This window comes from Photobacterium sp. WH24 (assembly GCF_019204055.1).
GTDB lineage: Bacteria > Pseudomonadota > Gammaproteobacteria > Enterobacterales > Vibrionaceae > Photobacterium > Photobacterium arenosum.
In genome coordinates, this window is record NZ_JAGSOZ010000009.1 from 1 (window position 1) to 19,931 (window position 19,931).

Genomic DNA, 19,931 nt, shown 5'->3' on the forward strand with positions numbered 1-19,931 from the left:
CATGTCAGTGAAGGTGCTGAATGACCGGTTTGAACAGATCGGTAATGATGACACTCTGACGGTTGCTCGCCATAAAACCAACGAGATTGGTCAGAATCAGCTGGAAACCATCAAAGGCAACAAAACCACAGAAGTGAAAGGCACCTTCACAGAAACGGTCGATGGGGATGTCACGGTGAATTACAACAGTAATGAAGCCGTGACTGTGGTGAAGAATTCGGATCTGAAGATCAATCAGAATCGCACCACTGAAATCGGCAAAAACGATGAACTGGAAGTGATGGAAAACCAGACCATTACGATCCACGGTGCCCGTCAGACTCAGGTAGAGAAAGACAATAACCTGAATGTAGAAGGGAATTCCACCCTGACAGTAACCGGGAATGTGACGTCTGATTCCAAAAGTTCGACGCAGATTATCAGTAAAGAAAAGATCGTGCTAAAAGCAGGATCTTCTCAGCTAGTCCTGAATAGTGATGGCTCGATTCAGATCACAGGCACGTCTATCTCGATTAATGGTTCAGATAAAGTGGTTGTTCAGGGCGGAAAAGTATCGGTGAACTAATGCAAAAGCAGCAGACACAAAGCCATTTAATGATTGAATCAGAAGCCGGGGTATCCCCGGCTCCTTTGCATGCCCGTTTCGGCCATATTCTGGCCATTGAAGGGGACAGTGTTCGCGTCACCTTTGATGGCTGTGATATGCCATCCGGTTTGGCTGCCAGGCTTGGCCGCCAGTTTAACCGGGTTGAGCTTGAGTTAGCTGTGCAGAATGCACTGTCGTGTCGCATTGAATTCATCGGTAATGATCCAAATTTGCCTCTGGTCACCGACATTTTCTTTTCCTTGATTGAACAGCGTGACGAGTTGGTGCTGAAAGCGAAAAACATCCGCATTGAAGCTGAAGAGCAGTTGATTGTTGCCAGTCGCGATGCCAAAACGCACTACGACGGAAAAAACAGCCGGGTGACGACCGAAGCCAAATATATCAACAGCCAGGCGGAAAAATCCCAGAAAATTCAGGGTGCAATAATAGCGATTAACTGATGGGCCCAACATGATGATCAGCCAGATTAAGCCTGAAGTGTCAGGTTTTAGCGTATTGACGGAAGAGGATATACAGCAACTGGCCGCCGCGATGAAGCAGGCGGTTGAGCATGCCGAAGCCTCAGCACCGGGTATACAGCGTTTTGCACGAGAGAAAGTGGATAGTGCTGCTGAAGCAGTGCGTTTCCTGCTGGCTCAGCGTCATCGTGCATTAGCCAGCGGTTTGCCTGACAGCGACAGTCGTTATTATCATTTGCTGAACAGGAAACTGGCGCGGTTTATGGCCGTGTTTGTGGCGCTCTTTCGGGTTGAGCCGGGCTATGTATATCCGTTGGCCGACACCCATCCCCAGGTGCTGCTGTGGGTGTTGAGCTCAGCAGAGATTGATCCGCTTGATCCGAGCGCGGCAAGGCTGTCATTGCTGCTGGCCGACAAACTGCAGCCACAATTGTGGCTGGATACGGTTTCTCTGGCGACATCAACACAGCTTATCGAGATATTGCAGTCTGCGGCCATCAGCCAGATCCCACAGTCTGAACAGGCCATGCGGGCTTTGGTGCGCCGTCATGAACTGAATACAGAGTTCGCCAATAAGTGTATCCGGGATGGCTCGACGAAAGTGAGCGGGCTGGCCCGGCATCAGCTGGCCTGTTCAGGACACGAGGCCGGCATGAACTGGGTGATTGAACATGGCGATCCTGCTCAATCTTTATTTACTCACTTGCTGGTGCGAAAAGACAAAGTCGCCTGGCTTCGTGGTGACATCCTGCCCCAGAAAGAGGCATTTCAACAGGTGGATGAATACGCCATTGTGAATCGCTTACCTGAATCTTTCACGCTGCCCGATTTCGCGAATGATAAACACGCTTATCTGAAAGCGGCGCTGGCAGGTGATCCGCTTGCTGTGGAACCTATGATTGAAGCGCTTTTCAGCGCTCAGGATGAAGTAGAGCAGGAACACTGGGTGAGTGCGATTTTTCTGATTTTGGGAGAGAAAATGCCAGTTCGTGTCGCCGATTTGGGCGTGAAGTACAACGCACAGCACGCCGCAGAGTTACTGATGCACTGGTGGCAGGACCTTGAACCCGAAGCGGTACAGGTGCCCATGATGAGAATGGGCGGCTCGCTGAGCTATGCCACCAGTATCGATGTGCTGAAAAGCCCATCCATGCCAGCCTTGTTTCGTACCTGGGTCTGGAGAGATTTATGCCTCAATGGTGGCATTTATGTGCCTTATGACCCAATGAGCTGGCCGGAAAAACAACGGCGGGCCATCAATACACTTTCTAAAAACAGTACTGCATCGGAGCGGTATAACCAGAGGATGCGTGATGCAGCTGTGGGACGTTGAATCTAATTTACCTTATGCCATGAAAGGGCAGTTTGTGCGTGATCATCACGGACAGACGGTATGGGTGGTGTGTTTAAAAACCGGCTGGCAGCAGTGCGAAGGCCAGTGGCAGCCAGTACAGACGCAGCCAGAGATCTATTCAACCCCTGTGTTTGATGGTGAGCCCGGTTTCTCCGCCATGGTGGCGGATCAGGATTTTGCCGTCAGTAAAGCCAATACAGACGTGCTGGTGAAAGGTCACGCCCGGAGTCTGGGTAAGAAACCCGTTACCCGTGTGCAGTGCCGTTTGCTGATTGAAGAGCATATCGATAAAACACTGACGGTAGTGGGTGATCGGCAATGGATCACTCAAGCCGGTCAGGTAGGCGTCACTGTCCCTGCCCCTTTTATCGAGCGTCCTGTGTCTTATGCCCATGCTTTAGGGGGAGACGATCCCCGTAACCGTATTGGCTGCGGGGTTGCGAACAAAACGATGGATTTGCTGAACCAGCCTGTGCCTTCAGTGTTCTATTTGAAACAGGACTGGCAGCCAGATACCGCTAAGGTGCAACCAGCCGGTTTTGGTCCGCTGGCTGTCTTTGATGCGGCGCGTGCCCGTCTGGCGGGTACGTTCGATGAAAAATGGTCAGACGAACGTCGGCCGCTATATCCGGTTGATTTTTCAACGGCGTTTTACCAGTCAGCACCTGCTGATCAGCAGACAAAAGGGTTACTGGCTGGCGGTGAGCGCATCATCGTATCTGGTTTCAGTCATGAAGAGACGCTGTACTTTACGTTACCGCGACGTACCTTTGTCGCCGAAGCGGCGTTTGGCAGCCAAAAGCGCCTGCAAACCATGGCGCTGCATACGCTATCCGTGGATGCCGATGCTTTGACTGTCACGGCCACCTGGTCGGCTGCATTTCCTTGCCAGGGACAGGAGGCTGACTTAGTCAATACTGTTATTTCTGAACAAAAGGCTGCTGTATGAGTTTATCCACTGCTCGTTACATTCTTTGCGCCGATGCCGTCACCGCGGCGGGATTCAACCTGGATATTTCTGTTGCCGTGGCGCAGGCGGATTTAGACATGTACGAGACCCGGCCAGTGGCAGATGCCGACAGCAAAGCGACGGTTGCGCCAATCACTTATCTGGATGCTGAAGAAAACACGGCCGACAAATACTTTGCGATGCTGGCCCTGCTGGTGACCCAACTGGCGGTGAACCTGCCGGGCAGCCTGCCGCCAGCGCCGCTTTATGTGCGTATGCCACAAGCCATCACGCAGTCGCAATTGGAAAACTGGTATCAAACCTGGCGTGCTGATAGCGGCTTAGAAAAGGTACTAGGCCGGGTGGTGCTGAGTCACCACACAGAACATACGCATTTTTCTGATGTGTTAAAAAGCCTGAACGAAGAAGAAGTGGTGATGGCGATCTCTCTGGATTCCCCAATATTGGCACTGGATGCGCTCTCACAGCGTAATCTGCTGCAGACGGCTCAGCATCCCTGGGGAGTGATTGCCAGCGAGGGCGCAGCAGGGGCCGTACTGGCATCGCGCAGTCTGGTCGAAGCATTGAAATTAACGCCACAGGCCAGGTTGGACAGCTGGCACTGCGAGCAGGGTGCTGGCGAGCAATTGATGTCCAGCGCGCTGCGTAAGCAAAGCAAAGCCGTGGATGACTTTGGCTTGCTGTTCAGCGATATGACCAACCTGAGATCTCAAAATGAAGAATACGGTTTTGCCATTGGTGCCCGAGGTGAACGGCTGACTAACCCTGAACAGCTTGTGCTTAGTCACAGCCTGTGGGGGTATTTAGGCGAAGCCTCATTGTTTGCCACCCTGGCATTAGCGTTACACCACACCGATAGCCAGCGTGTGCGCAGTGTGTTCCTGTTCGGAGCCAATGACAGCCGGGCGATGATGACATTAACGCAGTCGGAACCGAACACGGCAGTCACGTAAAACGGTAACGCAATGAGCCAAAACAGAAATTATTTTTTGGCTCAATACCACAAAGTGACATTTTCAGGTGGGAGAGGCTATTAAATCAGTTGATTAGGGTATTCAATCTGATAGGGTTTTCCGCTGTACGTCTTGATGACCGTACCCAGTGTGTTCATGTACTGAACAGAGATGAAAAAAGAGCCATGCAGGGCTTATTCGTTGATCTGTTATCGCACAGCCGCCGACAGCACGAATAAGCGCACACTCGCTGCGGAGAGCGTCATCATGATGTACTGCCATTGTGGGCTGATTCAGCAACCCGATAGCCGATACACCTTCTCACACACATTTAAACAAGGTCCGATGTTTTCATGCCCGGACACTATTCCTGGTTCACTCATGTTGGCCGCTGGTAAGCGCTTAGCTTCTCGCTGTTGTTTTCCTTCAAGCCTAACGTGGTTTAGTTTCGCCAAAGCGAAGAAAAACGAGAAAAAGTAAATGAAAAAAGTGAGATATGTAAAGGCGAATTATACGCCGCTGGAAGACATCACCCCGTTGCCCCGCAATGTGGTCAATCAACCGATAGAACCCGTACCAGAGCACAAACTGGTGGTGGAACTGGCGGGACAGTGGCCTGGGAACAGCGCTTATTTGCGACTGGCAAAAACGGATCTTCAGAGCGAGAAAATTGCGAAACCTCGTGCGGATGCCAAACATGAACACTGCAGTTTGGCTGAGTTTAAAGGCCTCGAGAATGAAGCAAAAAATTTATACCTTGTGATTCCATCGCGCGTTTATCCAAGTCCTATCACGCTTCTGCTGGCTGAAGGCTTGATGCCAGTAGAAAAAGAAACCGAATTGGACGAGTGGGAAACTGTTTTGGTGCCAGCAGTGCCCATGTATTTCACAACAGAAGATAACGATCCGGCGCAAGCATCGCTTTATGAGTCGGGATATCTTTACATTTTACTCGATGGAAAACTGTGGCGCGAAATTCAGGTCACTGAAAAAGGCTATTTCAGCGAGGTGAATTTGACGCTAGGCACAAACAAAAATAAGTCAAAAGCATCAGTCGTAGAAAGGCATGTGGACATTACTTTGGTCAGTGAAGAGTCAGGGGCACGTTATTCGTATGAGCCTTATGAGATTAAGCAAGATGGTAAAACAGTGTTTTCCTCGGTGCTGGATGGCTCAGGTATGGCCCGTGTTTTTGGCCTGACGGCTGAAGAAGTAGACATCGTCCTGATTGACTATTCGCCGGTCAGGACCTTTACATTAGCCACTAAGGAAAGCCCAAAGAAAGGCGGCCGGGCGGTATTACGTGAGGCCGAAGGGCGGGAAATGCCGCATATCTGGCTTCCCTATAAAATCAATGGTGAAGAAGTGCCGCTGCATGCGATTTTTTGCAGCCAGCAGCAAACGGAAACACAACTCTCTCAGCTCGAGAATGAGTATGCAGAAAATGCAACCGAAATTACGGGGTTGAATACATACAGTCAGGATAAAGCATTCACTGATACAACAGCGGCGATACAAGGTTTAACTGTGCCAGAATCACTCAACTCAGATTCTGTGAAATACAATCTGATCAATAATCAGGTCGACAAGAACGTTGCTGCCGTATATCTCAATCCCCCTCTGCCAGAGATTCGGTTTACTTATTATGCGCACCCTCAGGTTGATCAGCCTGATGATTTTTTTGAATTGTCTGACACTGAAAACGAATGGTCGCAAAAAGTGTACTTAAGAAGTTGTGACTTTATTGACAAGAAACATCGGATGATTCGGTTCTCCGGTTGGCCAAGTGAAGTGAAAAAAGTCACATTGAGCCGAACCAATAAAGGCAGCGAAGACTTTGATGAGATTGAACCTGTGATAATTTACAAAGATGTAGATATCACCGAACTATTAAATTAAGACGTTGGCGAAAGAAAGAATGATTACTATGAAAAAAAGTATGAAATCAACACTGAAACTCAGTTTATTGACAACTCTACTCCTTATTGGTTGCGGGCAAGATAAAGCCACTGTAGAAAGTAATCAACCAGAAAAAGAGCTGTCAATTGTAGAGCAAAAAAATGCCCAGGAATGGGAAGATGGCCGGATTTACATTACCGAACATAATTATGTTCGATACCAGGATAACAACGGAAAACCCCGTCACTATGTCTTTAAAGCCAAGGAATGGCCGCGCGAAGACTTAGACAATGAAAGCTCTTATGACTTACCTCGTATTGTCTTCCGCTGGGATAATGGTGAAGGTGAAACAGATGATTATTATGAACGGAAAGACAAGGTCTGGAGTATCAAAACGGACGGGACTGACTTGCGCTTAGTTGCGGATGAATTTAGTGGTGGCGTGAGATCAATGAAGATGTCACCAAATAACAGATATCTTGCATTAGGTTTTTGGGCTGAATCTGGCGTAAAAAAAGTCATCAAAGACCTAAGAACAGGTGAATATTTTGAGTTAGGAAACGATTATGGTTTTCCAGACTTCTTATGGTCAGAGCAGAGCGATTATTTATACTTCAATGAAGCTAGGGAGAGCTTTAAATACGATTTGTCTACAGGGAAAATTGAAAAGGTTGACGTTCATTTTGGCCAAGACTCAGTCATATATGATGGGAAGAGATATGTTGTAAGTGACTTTGGTGTAGTTGTATATAATGAAAGCAATAACAAAAAGTTATTTTATGTGGGAAATGAACCAGATACAGATGAAATAGATGAGTTTGAATTTAGAGAAAGAGGGATTAGCCCAACAGGGAAATATGCTTGGGGAGAGTCTTATAAGTATCGTTTTTTGATTGATGTGGAAAATAGAAAGATTGACAGAGAGGAAATCGATCGCTCTAAGCCAGGAGACTATGAAAAGTTGAATATTTTAAGCTTAGACGCAAAATTCGCTCGTAGTGGAGGTGCAGCTAAGGTTTTCTTATTTCATCTTGACGAAAACAAAAAGATTAAAGATTACCATACTTGGAGACAAATAGGTTCTGGACACAGTGCAACTGAACCATCGCTATATAATGCATTTGCAAATGATGGTAAATTCTCAAAGGAAGGTTCACATAATGAAAAATAATAAAAACCCTTCATGCTACTATATTTTTGGGGCGCATTTTTCTCACGATAAAAGTGGTAAATCAAAAGAAGATGGTTACCATTTAAAGAGTGATTTATCTAGAGAAAATATAAGTAATATTAGACCCCTGAGCTTAATACCTGTGCTTGCTGTTGGTGAAGACTCAAACAGCTTATGGGCAACGGATATAAACTATCGTTTATGTGCACTGAGTGCAGGTAATCAAGGGCTAGAAAGTGATCAGGATGAAAGCTATACCATACTCAGACATAGCAATCCTGTTCATGATTTAACCAAAAGTGTTTATCAGTTAAAGTTTCCACCATTACCATTACTCTGGAAGTTAGCACAATCTAAAAAAAGTGTGAAAGAGTTGACTGAACAACTCAAGGAGTTGTCGGGTAAAGTTCGCTCCAGACCCGTAGACTTTGCTTTAACTACTATAACTATAGAACAACTGGCTCCTGCATACGAAGCCGAGGTTGACGGCCAATTATCTGACGATAAAAAAATATATAATGACTGGTTGAAAGAAGTAAAGAGTGAAGGAGCGTCACTAAAAGGATTTATACTGCCTGTATACGCCAGTTGCGCAGTAGTTTTCTCAAGTAAAGATTATTTTAACGCCACGGTATCGCTTCATCAGTATGATGAAAATGGGAAAGATAAGCTCAATGGTGAAATGCAAGCACAAGCAATTGTAGCTGTAAAATCAAATAATAAAGAAGATAAAGAACATCCATGTGCTTTGTTTCATTTAGATAGCTCGATATTTGAAGATGGGCTCTACACAATTAGGGTTACTTTTGATCCTGAAAAAATTGATTCTATTCCGGACTCAATAAAAAGGTCTAATATAAAGCAAGTTAATGATGGACTTGAAACTTTATACATGTATGAGCTTCGAGAATACATTCGATTCACTCCAGAAAATCCGTTAGGAAAAATGGCTATCGTATCAGGCGATATGATTTCACTCGAAGAAAGTTTGATCTTCCAGTTTCCGCAACTTTTAGCCGGAATGCAGAAGTTTTTAGCCGACCAATCAGATATTGAAGGAGTGAAAAGCCCTGCACTGAATAGTTTAGCTTCTTTGAAAGCGATTCGTGATGCTTCAGGACAGGTTGCAGCAGGCCACCTGAATGGTGGCTGGCAAGAGATGTATGTGAAGGAAGGCGGAGTTAAGACTTTTAATACAATCAGTAAGCTGTATTGGGATGGCATTCAGGACGGACTTCCGGAAGCGATGCAAGCAACCGGGGAGTTTTACTATGGGCTATTTAGTGTAAAAGAAGCTTATGATCACTATAAGACTTTATCTGATAATACGCTATCTGCTGCAGAAAAACAGCTCGGAGGTGCAGCGCTATTCAGAGATAAGGTTATTAATATTGCTGATTCAAAAGAATATTTAGCTCAGTTCTTGGATGATTGGAAGAAGAAAGACTATCCAGCACTTACAGGGCGACTGGCTGAATCATGGTACGGTGGTGTTAGCGGTCTGGCAGATCACGGGCTCACATTTATCAGTACTGCTAACTCTATGTATGAGTTACTTGAGAACTTCAAAAAGTATCTGAAAACGCAAGAGGATGTTAACAAATCCAAGAAAGGTTTGGACGAAATTGCTTCCGATTATTTAGATAAAATCCCTGTCTGGAAAGAAAGTGTTAGTCAAGATGCAGAGCGTATAAATAAGGCTATAGAGCAAGCAAAAGAACAACTTTTGAATAGAAATGGTGACATTTATCAATACGATAATATCAGTTTTTTAACAGATAACAGAGGCTCTGGCTTAAAAGTTCTTTTCCATTTTAACTCTCGGGAGAAAGAACTGAAAAACAGTAAACCAGTGATTGATGTATTAATTGAGGCATTGCAGCATGAGCCACAATTAAGAATAGAAATTGAAGGGCATGCATGTCAGGTTGGAAGCCCTGAAGCGAATAAGCTGGTTTCATTTGAGCGTGCAATGAATGCGAAAGCAATGTTTCCTGATAACTTACAGAAGTTTATCAAAGCAACGGCTTTGAGTGATGCTTATCCTATATATAAACCTGAGAAACAAAGTGATCTTAGAAGAGATAACCCGAAACTGGAAGTCAATCGTCGTGTTGAAATTCGAGTTTATTTTGCATCACTTGATGTTATTTTTAATCCAAGCAGATTGGGTTATCAGGCAATGGAAAGGGCAAGACTTAAAGCTATTCACGCATTAAAAAAAGAAGATGACAGTGAACTTGAACTGTTGATGGCTTTGTTAGACTCGCTTCTTGAAGTTGCTCAGTACATTCCACATCTTGCACCATTTGCAAGAGGCGTAATGGTAATGATTGAAGGCGGTAAGGTAGCACAGTCAGCTATTAAGGCTTTAGATGCTGCTATATTTGAACACTGCTTCGATGAGTTTATTAAAAAGCAAGGGGAAGTCAATCATTTGAGGACTCTCTCAAGACTTAACCTTGAAATGTTGCATGAAGTAAGAAAAATAAATCTTGATTTAAATAAAAAACATGAATCTTATGAAGACATGTTGAAATTCCTTCATGATGAAAAAACAACAAAAGAGCTTTTAAAACGTTATAAGTTAAGAGCACTGGCTTTAAATGGTCTGATGTATATATTTGCTTGGCTTAAAGCTAAGAAAAGTGAAGTTAATCTAAAAATATTGACTGAATATGAAGTATCGGAGTATATAGATACTTATATAAACCGTGATGATTGGACGACTTATACTCGTTTTACAGATAATCTTGGATTGAAGTGGATAAATATTATTCATCAGAAAAAACTATTCTTAGAAAATGGTGGTAATACCTATTCGAGCTTTGGATATTCTCCGATACCCCTCCCTGCCAGTAAAGAAGTGTCAAAAAAGTCAGATTCTATTATTAAAGAAAACCCGAATGTTGTCTCAGGCAATTTTAATCGAGTTTTCCCCATTCAAACAAAATTGTTTGAACATGGTGAGGAGAAACTTTTCGAAGAGTTTGCAAATAACTTTTCAATCATAACTGAATATTTACGTGACGAAGATATTGGTTTTTGTCGTATTTTAATCGCTGAACCCAATGGTGAGAATTGGCAGACTTTTACTGATTGGCATGATGTTAAAAAGTCAAACCGTCTTGGACCTTATCATAAAGTAAAAGCACAACTTATTTTGAAAGATACATTTTCTAAAGTAATTTCAGTGAAACTAGGTTATGACCGGACAGATGGTTGGGACTTGTCTGGACCAGAATTTGAAGCATTGATCACACCTATGAAACATTCAAGCTTTAGTATCGATCCGGATGGAAAGCTAAAGAAATACTATGATTCTCAGGGTGAAACTGTTTTATCTGGTGTTGAATTTGAGCCATTTTACTATTTTGGTGAAGTGCAGATCCCTGGTTTAAAACCATTAACAAGTAGTTTTAGAATTGACTTCTTATCAACAATAGATGCTGGGAATAGATTGCGTTTCTATCTTGATGAAGGTGAAAATAGTAGTAATTTTAATTATTATATTTCACAAGGTGGATTTAGAAATATGGAATATACGCTATGGATGAAAACAGGTTCGCATAGTGTAAATTTACCAACATATTATGATCATACAATTCATGGTTTAGAGCAGTTCGAAGACAATAAATCAGGTCTGAATGTAGGCGTGCACGGTGAAAATAGCTCTTTAGTGACACTGCCAACAAAGTTTGGAACTGAACCATTAATCTTGCAAGAGAAAGATACATTAGTAGAAGCTTTCACATTAGCGAAAGATACTAATAGTCTGCAAACTGTGCCTATTGTAGAGAACATCTGCGCTAAAGCTGTAGGATTCGATTCGAAATTCACAGGTTTAAACATATTCACTAAATCCGGTAAAATTGAAGATTTTAAATGGACGTCAAAAGATTTATCTGAAATATCAAAAACTGAATTTAAAAGCTTTGTTCATTCTGAACAAAATCCGTCTTCTTTATATGTGCTTATTGTTGCTGAGAAAAACAATATCGAGCATTACAAGAAGGTGAATTTAAACTGGAAAGATGTTGATATGGCTGTTCAATTAGTGATGGACGGCTTTGCCGTGGATAGAACTGTAGGGCCTGCATACTTTTCTAAACTATGTTATCAGGGCGAATTGTCTTTTAGTGAATATCATTCAAAAATGAATGTGAGTCATGGAACTGATTATGATGAATGGCGATTGAACACTGATGAAAAGTCATCTCTAATCAGTTCTGAAAGTGAACATTTCTTTAAGAGGTCACTGGAAATGATAAGAAAGGATCCGGGTGATCTCGATGAAGGTAATACTTATTCTGTTTATAGTATGGAGATTAAACTAAACTATATATCTCCGACTGGGATTCAAGTAAAAGGATTACGGCCATTCGGTGATATTTTAGGCAGTATGACACCTAAACTTTCATTGAGTTTAAGACAGGTAAATCTTTCTCAATCAACTGTCTATGATCCTTGCAGCGAAATTGAGCTGGAAATTAAGTCTTTAGGTGGAAAGTACCATGCTTATGTTCCGTGGGTTGAAGAGCCTAAAGATGATAGCCTTGGAAGTACAGATAAATCAGCGTTCGAGCGTTGGAAGACGTTGACAGACTCAGAGAAACGCCAAACGCTTCTTGATTGGGTCAAGAATCAGCCAACAGCTATTGAGGCACCACGACCGATAAAGGAAAGTCTTAATAGTTAATACGAAAGCCCTGTTTACCAGGGCTTTTTTCTTTTTGTTGGTAATAGAATGCGGACTACATCCAATGAACATACTCTCTGGCACCATCACCGACATCCCCGCGATCACAGCTATTTTTAATCATTACATTGAGCACACGAACGCCAGATTTGAAACCGAGCCGATGACACTGGGTAATCGTAATGAGTGGTTTACGCAATTCCGTCCCGAGTCTCCGCACCAGCTTTTCGTTGCCCTCGAAAACCATCAAGTGATGGGGTTTGCCTGCAGCCAGCCTTATAGGCCCAGTCCCGCTTTTGCAGAAACCGTTGAAGTGACCATTTACCTTCACCCAGATGCGAAGGGGCACGGTTTGGGAAGCGCATTAATGAAAACCTTACTTGATGCTTTAGCGACTCAGCCGGTGCACTGTGCCTTATCTGGCATTGCTTTGCCAAACGAAGCATCGGTGGCGCTGCATCAGAAATTTGGCTTTCGTGAGGTTGGTGTCTTTCATGACTATGCCAGAAAACAGGGTGAATACATCAGCTCGCTCTGGATGGAAAAGCGATTTGAGTCATCCCCGTTTTTCAGCCAGCTATACTGATACCGATTGAAAACAGCTGTCGCGGTCAAGCTGGCATGAAATGAAATCGACGGGAGAAAGACGATGAAATATCAAGGAAGCTGCCACTGCGGCAATGTCGCTTTTGAGGTCGAAGGTGATATACAGGAAGCTCTGGCTTGCAACTGCTCTATCTGTCAGCGAAAAGGTTCGTTATTGTGGTTTGTGCCCCGCAGTGAATTAAAGCTGCTGTCGCAAGACAGCGCAGCAAGCACTTACACCTTCAACAAGCATGTTATTCAGCACAGGTTTTGCCCGACGTGCGGCATTCATCCTTATGGGGAAGGGAGTGACCCGCAGGGCAATGCCATGGCCGCCATCAATATCCGTTGTCTTGACGATATCGATCTGGATGCGATTCCGGTGACGCATTTTGATGGCCGGTCGTTGTAATCTGATCTTGCTGGTGTGATGATGTCACCTGTTGCGTAGTTGCGTAGTTGAACAGACAAACAGGGGACTGAGTTGGTCGCAGGAAACAGGGAATTTTCTACACTTTGGCGGCCAGCGCGATTTTCCGGTATCGAACTGCTGTCCGCCTCGTTTACTCAGTTTGAATTCTCCCGTCACTGGCATGAAGAACTGGCCATTGGTGTGATAGAGGAAGGTGCGGAAGGGTTATTTTACCGGGGTAGCAACATTGTGGTGCCTCAGCGTCACATCGTGGCTATCAATCCTTCAGAAGTGCATACGGGTTTTGCGGGCAGTGAGCACGGGTGGCGATACCGGATGTTTTACTTCGCCCCGGAGATGATCGAACAGCATTTTGCTGGCAGCGAGAAATCCGTCGATCCTGTCATCGGCCGCTCTGTGATCAACAATTCGGCTCTGTTTGATTTGCTGCTTCAACTGCATGTGGCGTTCGAAGCAACCAGTTTTGAGCTGACTAAACAGTCTTTGCTGACTGTAGCGTTTGAATCCTTGTTTTCTCAATACGGCAATGCCGGACGTGATGCTGACAGGGTTGGGAATGCTCAGAAGCATACGGGCGTTATCCGGGACTACCTGCACGATAACTGGCAAGAAAACGTGACTCTGGATGAGCTGGAAACCGTGAGTGGCCTGACCAAATTCAAACTCATCCGGGCATTCAAATCGCATTACGGACTGACGCCGCACCAGTTTTTGCTGCTGACAAAGGTGCAGAAAGCAAAAAGTTTATTACTGGATGGCCACAGCTGTGTCGATACCGCACTCCACTGCGGTTTCTTTGATCAAAGCCATTTCACCCGCAACTTTAAACGCGCTTTTGGCGTGCCTCCCAAGCATTACGCTATCCAACCTTAGCGATTGCAATTTCATACAAGAAGCCACTTTGCCCGATGTTTAACCTATCCGTGTAGCCTGAGGTTACTTGAAACAGATGTGTTGAATTAAGCGGAGATAAACGGATGAGTTTCTTATTATTGTGGTTGGGTGTCATGTTTCCATTAGTGTTCAGTCCGGGGCCGGCGAATATCGTGTTTGCCGCCTCGGGGGCCAGTGTCGGGGTCCGGCGGTCTCTGCCATTGCTGCTGGGGATAGACACAGTGTTTTTGATTAAGTCGTTATTGATTGGGCTGGGGCTGGGCGCGCTCATTCAAGAGTATCCGCTGGCGCTGCAGTTACTTCAGTGCGCGGGAGCCATCTATATTATTTACCAGGCCATTGGCTTTCTGAAAGCCAGCCTGCTTGAGCATAACGGGCAGCAAAAGCGCTTAGGGTTTTACGATGGCGTGATCATTCAATTACTCAACAGCAAAGGCTGGCTGCTGGTCTTACTGATGTTTTCTCTGTTTTCAGAAAAAGCCTATCAGGAATACGGGGAACAATCGGTCTGGGTGTTAGTGGTCTGGCTTGCCATCCTCAATATCTCCATGCATCTGGTGTGGATCTGGGCTGGCGGCTTGTTAGCAAAACTGGCGGGCGACAGCAAAAACCAGAAAGTACAAGGCTATATTTACTTCGCATCGCTGATGGTAGTAGCCATCTGGTTGCTGGTTGATAATCCCATTTGGCAACACTGGCTATAGCCCATGAAAGTGTCTGCGTTGCTGAAGATATGCGCGATTTTATGCTCTGATTGCATACAATACTGAAACGTATATATTGCTGTATATCAGTATGGTCTGAAGTGATTAAGGGGGAGGGGCGATGTTTGCGGAATACGGGGTGTTGAATTTTTGGGCCTATGTGGTCGGCGCGATATTTATTGTGCTGCTGCCCGGACCTAACTCTCTGTTTGTGCTGAAAACCGGTATGGGGCAGGGGATCAGGCAAGGGTATCTGGCGGCAACGGGCGTGTTTATCGGCGATGCTGTGTTAATTTTCTGCGCCTATGCCGGTGTTGCTACCCTGATTCAGACAACGCCGATTTTGTTTACTCTGGTTCGGTATCTCGGTGCGATTTATTTGCTGTTTCTGGGCGGAAAGATTGTATACAGCGCTTTTCAGTCCCGCGAATCGACTGAGATTTCTCCGGCTTTACAGGGCAAGAAGGTGTTTCGCAAAGCACTGATACTCAGCCTGACCAATCCCAAGGCCATTTTGTTTTATGTGTCTTTCTTTGTGCAGTTTATTGATATGAGTTACGCCAGCCCTGGGGTGCCATTTCTTATTCTGGCGGCGGTACTTGAAATTATCAGCCTGATTTTTCTCAGCGTGCTGATTATTGCGGGCGCCTACATCACCCAATTGGTGCGCGCCAGCAAAGGCATGCAGAAGATAGGCAATGCCTTAATGGGCACACTGTTTATCGGCTTTGCCGCCCGGCTGGCCATGTCGAATGCCTAAGTTTTATTAGTCACCAATAAGGTTCAGGAAGAGGTTCCCTGAACCTTTCTCCTGCTCTGCTCTGGGTTATTACAGGCTCACCAGTACCATGCTGATAAAATGAGCTGTGACTCATGACTCATGACTCATGACTCATGACTCAATACGAATTTGATTGGCACTTGCTTTCGTCTCTGTCAGAATGACTTAAAATTACTTAAGTGGTTTTGAGTATATGACTCAGGAAGAACGTCTAATTCATCTGACTTCGCTGATAGAACAGCAAGGTAGGGTGACCCTCAATGACATCTGCGAGCAGTTTACTGTTTCTCGCGATTCTGCCCGTCGTGATCTGGTGAAGCTTACTCAGCAGCCGGGAATCCAGCGTATTCGTGGCGGCGCGGTCAGAACTTCGGTATCGGCCCGTCTTGAACCCTATTCCGGTAAAGTGATCAGTGAAGCCAAACAAGGGCTGGCTCAGTGCGCGGCACAATTAATCGACGATGATGATCATCTGTTGCTGGATACCAGCACCACACTGACATTAATGGCGCGATACATTCACCGGCCTGCTACTGTCATTACTAACTCTGTCGATATCCTGCAGCAACTGGCAGACAACCCTCATGTTGCCGTACATTTGCTGGGCGGCAAATTTGATGCATTCCACCGCGCTGTGTTAGGCCATCAGGCTGAGAAGCAGCTGGCTGACTATCGGGTAAACAAAGCCTTTATCGGGGTCTGCGCATTATCAGAACATGGCTTATCGACCAATAATGAGCAGGAAGCTTCGCTCAAAAAAGCCATGATGGCGCAGGCGCAGCAGGTTGTTGTGGTGTGTGAACAGCACAAGCTGGGCCAGAATAATTTTCATCACGTCTGCGGCCTGGATGGCATTGATGTACTAATCACAGACCAACCACTTACAACCACTTATGCCGAACTCTTTGACAGCCACGATATTCAAGTGATCGTGGCTTCCACAACACAAGGACAGCTTTGATATGCGATATTCTCCTGTAAAAACAGCAGTCATTGGCTACGGTTTTTCTGCAAAAACCTTTCACCTGCCTTTCATTGCGGCGATGGATGAGCTGGAGCTGACCGCTATCAGCAGCAGTCAGACAGCGGCGGTTGCCGCCGATTATCCTGCCGTGACCTGTTTCAGTGATGCCGATGCCCTGCTGATCGAGAGTGATGCCGAACTGGTGATCATCACGGCGCCCAACGACGTTCACTTTCGTCTGGCGAAACTGGCGCTGGAAAACGGCAAACACGTCATCGTCGAAAAACCCTTTGTCACCAAAGTGGAAGACGGCGAAGCACTGATTGCGTTAGCCGAAGAGAAGGGGCTGGTACTGAGTGTCTTCCACAATCGCCGCTGGGATGGCGACTTCCTGACAGTGAAAAAGCTGGTGGAAGCGGGCAGGCTGGGAGAGGTGAAGTACTTTGAATCACACTTTGACCGTTTTCGTCCTGTGGTGCGTCAGCGCTGGCGTGAAATGGCCGAAGACGGTGGCGGTATTTTGTTTGATCTGGCGCCGCATCTGCTGGATCAGGCTTTGGCGCTGTTCGGCAAACCTCAGGCACTGACGGCGCAGTGTATGGCCATGCGGCCGGGTGCGAAAACCGTCGATTACTACAACCTGATCCTTCAGTACCCTGAACATCTGGTCCAGCTGCATTCCAACCTGTACAGTCCGGAGCCGAATTTGCGCTTTAAAGTGCTGGGTTCACTGGGTAAATACGAGAAATATGGCCTGGATCCACAGGAAGATTACCTCAAAGCCGGCGTAAAACCCGAGCAGCCAGAATGGGCAGCAGAGGACGCAGCCAACTATGGCCAGTTGCATCAGGAAGAAGGCTCGCAAATTATTCCGACTGAATTGGGAGGCTATCAGCATTATTTTGCCGGTGTTGCAGACGCGATTCGTTTAGGCTCTCCGAACCCGGTGTCGGCTGAGGAAGCGTTGCTGAATATCAGGCTGATTCAGCTGGCAATGGAAAGCAGTCGGTTAGGGCAGACCATGAAGGTGGACGCATGAAGCTGACACTGGACATTTTGGCGCAGCAGGAAGCGGACTTGCAGCTTGGGCAGTTTAATCATGAGACCGCCTGGGCGCTGGGCTCGTTGCTAAAAGCCACTGCAGAAGCGAAGCAGGCCTGTGTCGCGATCGAAGTGTACGCGTTTGGCCAGACCCTGTTCAGCTATGCGATGCCAGAAACGAACCCGGATCACCAGGACTGGATTCGCCGCAAACGCAACAGCGTGCTGCGGTTTGGTAAAAGCTCTTATTACCTTGGACAGTATAACGCCCGCAAACAGCGTGAGTTTGAAAGCCAGCACCATATAGATGCGCGGGATTACTGCGCGCATGGCGGCTCTTTTCCGCTACGTATTAAAGGCTGCGGGTTAGTGGGCGCGGTGACGGTATCGGGGTTGCCTCAGGAAGAGGATCATCAACTGGTGACGGATGCCTTGCAGCATATTCTCCAGTCCCGGCAGGGAAACTGAAGCCAAAGCCGCTCGCGCTGAGCGGCTTTTTTTCGGCAGCTGCCGGACAAGCATCATTTCGATGGCGGCAGAAATCGATGACATTTCCATGAGAATCACAAAACAGAAGGATATAAAACAATTTGTCTATTATTCATTTGCGGCATGAATGTAGTATGCAACTGAATTTAAAGACAATAATAAAAGGAGTCTCGAATGCAATGTCCTAAGTGTCATTCGAAGTTTGAGCATATTAATACCTCGCTGGGTGATATTGAGCGCTGTACCGCTTGCAAAGGTTTATGGCTGGACGCGTATGAAATCGAAAAAATGAAGCCGCTGGCCGATGCTGTCGATATCGGGGATGCCGGGATCGGTAAGACATTTAACGGCATCGATCAGATCGAATGCCCTGTCTGCCCAAGCAATAAGTTGCTAAGACTGGTTGACCCGAAACAGCCTCATATCTGGTTTGAAAGCTGCCCGACCTGTAAAGGCCGTTTTTACGATGCCGGAGAGTTCAAGGATCTGGCGAAAATCGATTTGTCGGATTTCTTCAAGCGCTTCCTGGTTGAAGAGCGTCTGTAAGTGCCATTGAACCTGGTACATTAGAAGGGCACTGCGAATGGTAATGCGCCTGCAAGCGCTGCTCCATTCGCGGCTGCCCAGCCAGAAAAGTGGCCACACTTACGGTTAGATATCACGCAGAATCAAACTGCATTATCTGTCAATTACAAATACTTACATTCAATCTTCTGTTAACTCGCAAATCAGCAGATTATTTTTCTGAAGCCATCGCCGCCTGCCAAACTCCACATTGCATATAAGCAATTGGAGATATTAGTGATGAAAAAATCGATAGCGTTAGTGGCTTTTCCTTTCATTGCCAGTTCTGTCGCGCTGGCTCATGACCTTTATCCTGCTGTGTCCAGTTCACCGGTCATTCAACAAGTCATTGATCAGGGTACGGACGTTCAGTCTCTGGTTTCTGACGCAGATTTTGTATTCAGACCTTATCAGAACCCGTTTGATGAACAGGCATTTTTTGATAGCTATGCCCCGAACTGGATCGCTTTGAAAGAAACCCTGATGCACTGGAGTGGCGCGACGGGTGTCGATCCCAGAGTCATACTGGTCACTGTCCTGTTAACGGAAGACTGGCATCCGGATGCGGATTTTAATGAAGCACAAGATATTCAGCTTAAAGAGGCGATTAAACGCGTTGCTAACCATCTCTCGCAATACTTTTACCGCTACGAGGCTGACACAGTGTTACCGGCCAATGCCTCTACACTGGCGATTCTCAGCACACTGAATGATCCGCAGCGCGCAGCAGAATGGTCGCAACATTATGTGGCCTGGTTTGGCGAGTCGGCGCCAACGCGTCAGAGTCGTGCGCAATCGCGTGCAGTCAGCACGCTCGCTCCTCCTTCCGGTTTTATGCAGATGCCCTGGTTTCAGGGCTACAGCTGGGTACCTAACGGGCCGCATGCTCACAGTGGATCCGGCTTTCCACTTTCTTCCATTGATGTGTCGTACGACTGGCCGGCCTGGGGCGGTGCGACGTACAGTGTCACCGCCGCTCACGACGGCTATGCCACGGTTTTATCACGCTGTCAGGTGCGGGTAACCAATCCGAATGGGTGGGGAACAAACTACTACCACATGGATGGTGTTCAGGTGTCTAACGGTCAATGGGTTACCAAAAATACCAAGTTGGGGACTTACGCCAGCAATCGCTCGACCGCTTTGTGTGAAGGCGGTTCGTCAACCGGGCCACATCTGCATTTTTCACTGCTGTATCAGGGGCGTTTCCAGTCGATGCAAGGCACCAGCTTTGGGCCATATCAGGTTCAGACTGGCCGCTACAGTTACGATGATAACTGCAGCTATACCTGGCTGGTGGATCAGCGCAGCAATCAGAAAATATGCTTCTGGCGCCGGGTTGATAATCCTGCCATGTGATTATTG

17 protein-coding genes and 1 pseudogene are annotated in these 19,931 nt (G+C 46.3%); all 18 read left to right on the plus strand.

Annotated elements, in window-relative coordinates; all coding sequences use genetic code 11:
- A pseudogene (locus KCG43_RS12195) lies at positions 1–565 on the plus strand (type VI secretion system tip protein VgrG); the annotation flags it as partial.
- Positions 565–1,047: a hypothetical protein gene (locus tag KCG43_RS12200; protein ID WP_192016355.1), complete on the plus strand. Its 483-nt coding sequence runs from the start codon at positions 565–567 to the stop codon at positions 1,045–1,047. The pseudogene KCG43_RS12195 and the gene KCG43_RS12200, both read left to right, overlap by 1 nt.
- 10 nt (positions 1,048–1,057) lie before the next feature.
- Positions 1,058–2,398: a hypothetical protein gene (locus tag KCG43_RS12205; protein WP_218385186.1), complete on the plus strand. Its 1,341-nt coding sequence runs from the start codon at positions 1,058–1,060 to the stop codon at positions 2,396–2,398.
- Complete coding sequence (locus KCG43_RS12210) at positions 2,379–3,368, plus strand: DUF2169 domain-containing protein (RefSeq protein WP_192016357.1); 990 nt, start codon at positions 2,379–2,381, stop codon at positions 3,366–3,368. Before KCG43_RS12205 ends, KCG43_RS12210 begins: the two co-directional genes overlap by 20 nt.
- Entirely contained in the window at positions 3,365–4,342 is a 978-nt protein-coding gene (locus KCG43_RS12215; RefSeq protein WP_218385188.1) for a hypothetical protein, read from the plus strand. Before KCG43_RS12210 ends, KCG43_RS12215 begins: the two co-directional genes overlap by 4 nt.
- Positions 4,343–4,822: 480 nt before the next feature.
- Complete coding sequence (locus KCG43_RS12220; protein WP_218385190.1) at positions 4,823–6,241, plus strand: hypothetical protein; 1,419 nt, start codon at positions 4,823–4,825, stop codon at positions 6,239–6,241.
- Between the two features lie 28 nt (positions 6,242–6,269).
- Entirely contained in the window at positions 6,270–7,412 is a 1,143-nt protein-coding gene (locus KCG43_RS12225) for a Tricorn protease domain-containing protein (RefSeq protein ID WP_255558020.1), read from the plus strand.
- A complete protein-coding gene (locus KCG43_RS12230; RefSeq protein WP_218385192.1) occupies positions 7,402–12,111 on the plus strand; it encodes an OmpA family protein in 4,710 nt (1,569 codons plus the stop codon). Before KCG43_RS12225 ends, KCG43_RS12230 begins: the two co-directional genes overlap by 11 nt.
- A 64-nt stretch (positions 12,112–12,175) precedes the next feature.
- A complete protein-coding gene (locus tag KCG43_RS12235; protein WP_218385194.1) occupies positions 12,176–12,697 on the plus strand; it encodes a GNAT family N-acetyltransferase in 522 nt (173 codons plus the stop codon).
- 63 nt (positions 12,698–12,760) lie between these two features.
- Entirely contained in the window at positions 12,761–13,108 is a 348-nt protein-coding gene (locus KCG43_RS12240) for a GFA family protein (RefSeq protein ID WP_218385196.1), read from the plus strand.
- A 72-nt stretch (positions 13,109–13,180) separates the two neighbouring features.
- Positions 13,181–14,002, plus strand: coding sequence for an AraC family transcriptional regulator (locus KCG43_RS12245; protein ID WP_218385198.1), 822 nt, complete (start codon positions 13,181–13,183; stop codon positions 14,000–14,002).
- A gap of 104 nt (positions 14,003–14,106) precedes the next feature.
- Entirely contained in the window at positions 14,107–14,727 is a 621-nt protein-coding gene (locus KCG43_RS12250; RefSeq protein ID WP_218385200.1) for a LysE family translocator, read from the plus strand.
- 121 nt (positions 14,728–14,848) lie between these two features.
- Positions 14,849–15,487 carry a leucine efflux protein LeuE gene (leuE, locus tag KCG43_RS12255; protein ID WP_161456202.1) on the plus strand — a complete coding sequence of 213 codons (639 nt, stop codon included), beginning with the start codon at positions 14,849–14,851 and terminating at the stop codon, positions 15,485–15,487.
- 214 nt (positions 15,488–15,701) lie between these two features.
- The gene (locus tag KCG43_RS12260; protein ID WP_218385202.1) at positions 15,702–16,469 is read left to right on the plus strand and encodes a DeoR/GlpR family DNA-binding transcription regulator; all 768 of its coding nucleotides are present in this window, start codon (positions 15,702–15,704) and stop codon (positions 16,467–16,469) included.
- A 1-nt stretch (position 16,470) separates the two neighbouring features.
- Positions 16,471–17,511 (plus strand): oxidoreductase, encoded by a 1,041-nt coding sequence (locus tag KCG43_RS12265; protein WP_218385205.1) that lies wholly within the window; start codon positions 16,471–16,473, stop codon positions 17,509–17,511.
- On the plus strand, positions 17,508–17,981 hold the full coding sequence (locus KCG43_RS12270) for a heme-degrading domain-containing protein (RefSeq protein WP_218385206.1): 474 nt from the start codon (positions 17,508–17,510) through the stop codon (positions 17,979–17,981). The genes KCG43_RS12265 and KCG43_RS12270 overlap by 4 nt, the downstream gene beginning before the upstream one ends.
- Before the next feature lie 195 nt (positions 17,982–18,176).
- Entirely contained in the window at positions 18,177–18,548 is a 372-nt protein-coding gene (locus KCG43_RS12275; protein WP_218385207.1) for a zf-TFIIB domain-containing protein, read from the plus strand.
- Between the two features lie 258 nt (positions 18,549–18,806).
- A complete protein-coding gene (locus KCG43_RS12280) occupies positions 18,807–19,925 on the plus strand; it encodes a M23 family metallopeptidase (protein ID WP_218385208.1) in 1,119 nt (372 codons plus the stop codon).
- The last annotated feature ends 6 nt before the right edge of the window (positions 19,926–19,931 follow it).

Excerpts from the sequence above, each read along its gene's own strand:
- KCG43_RS12240 (WP_218385196.1), top strand. The coding sequence starts at position 12,761 with ATGAAATATCAAGGAAGCTGCCACTGCGGCAATGTCGCTTTTGAGGTC.
- KCG43_RS12205 (WP_218385186.1), top strand. The coding sequence starts at position 1,058 with ATGATGATCAGCCAGATTAAGCCTGAAGTGTCAGGTTTTAGCGTATTG.
- KCG43_RS12270 (WP_218385206.1), top strand. The coding sequence starts at position 17,508 with ATGAAGCTGACACTGGACATTTTGGCGCAGCAGGAAGCGGACTTGCAG.
- KCG43_RS12210 (WP_192016357.1), top strand. The coding sequence starts at position 2,379 with ATGCAGCTGTGGGACGTTGAATCTAATTTACCTTATGCCATGAAAGGG.
- KCG43_RS12215 (WP_218385188.1), top strand. The coding sequence starts at position 3,365 with ATGAGTTTATCCACTGCTCGTTACATTCTTTGCGCCGATGCCGTCACC.
- KCG43_RS12225 (WP_255558020.1), top strand. The coding sequence starts at position 6,270 with ATGAAAAAAAGTATGAAATCAACACTGAAACTCAGTTTATTGACAACT.
- KCG43_RS12230 (WP_218385192.1), top strand. The coding sequence starts at position 7,402 with ATGAAAAATAATAAAAACCCTTCATGCTACTATATTTTTGGGGCGCAT.
- KCG43_RS12265 (WP_218385205.1), top strand. The coding sequence starts at position 16,471 with ATGCGATATTCTCCTGTAAAAACAGCAGTCATTGGCTACGGTTTTTCT.
- KCG43_RS12235 (WP_218385194.1), top strand. The coding sequence starts at position 12,176 with ATGAACATACTCTCTGGCACCATCACCGACATCCCCGCGATCACAGCT.
- KCG43_RS12260 (WP_218385202.1), top strand. The coding sequence starts at position 15,702 with ATGACTCAGGAAGAACGTCTAATTCATCTGACTTCGCTGATAGAACAG.
- KCG43_RS12275 (WP_218385207.1), top strand. The coding sequence starts at position 18,177 with ATGCAATGTCCTAAGTGTCATTCGAAGTTTGAGCATATTAATACCTCG.
- KCG43_RS12250 (WP_218385200.1), top strand. The coding sequence starts at position 14,107 with ATGAGTTTCTTATTATTGTGGTTGGGTGTCATGTTTCCATTAGTGTTC.
- KCG43_RS12200 (WP_192016355.1), top strand. The coding sequence starts at position 565 with ATGCAAAAGCAGCAGACACAAAGCCATTTAATGATTGAATCAGAAGCC.
- leuE (WP_161456202.1), top strand. The coding sequence starts at position 14,849 with ATGTTTGCGGAATACGGGGTGTTGAATTTTTGGGCCTATGTGGTCGGC.
- KCG43_RS12220 (WP_218385190.1), top strand. The coding sequence starts at position 4,823 with ATGAAAAAAGTGAGATATGTAAAGGCGAATTATACGCCGCTGGAAGAC.
- KCG43_RS12280 (WP_218385208.1), top strand. The coding sequence starts at position 18,807 with ATGAAAAAATCGATAGCGTTAGTGGCTTTTCCTTTCATTGCCAGTTCT.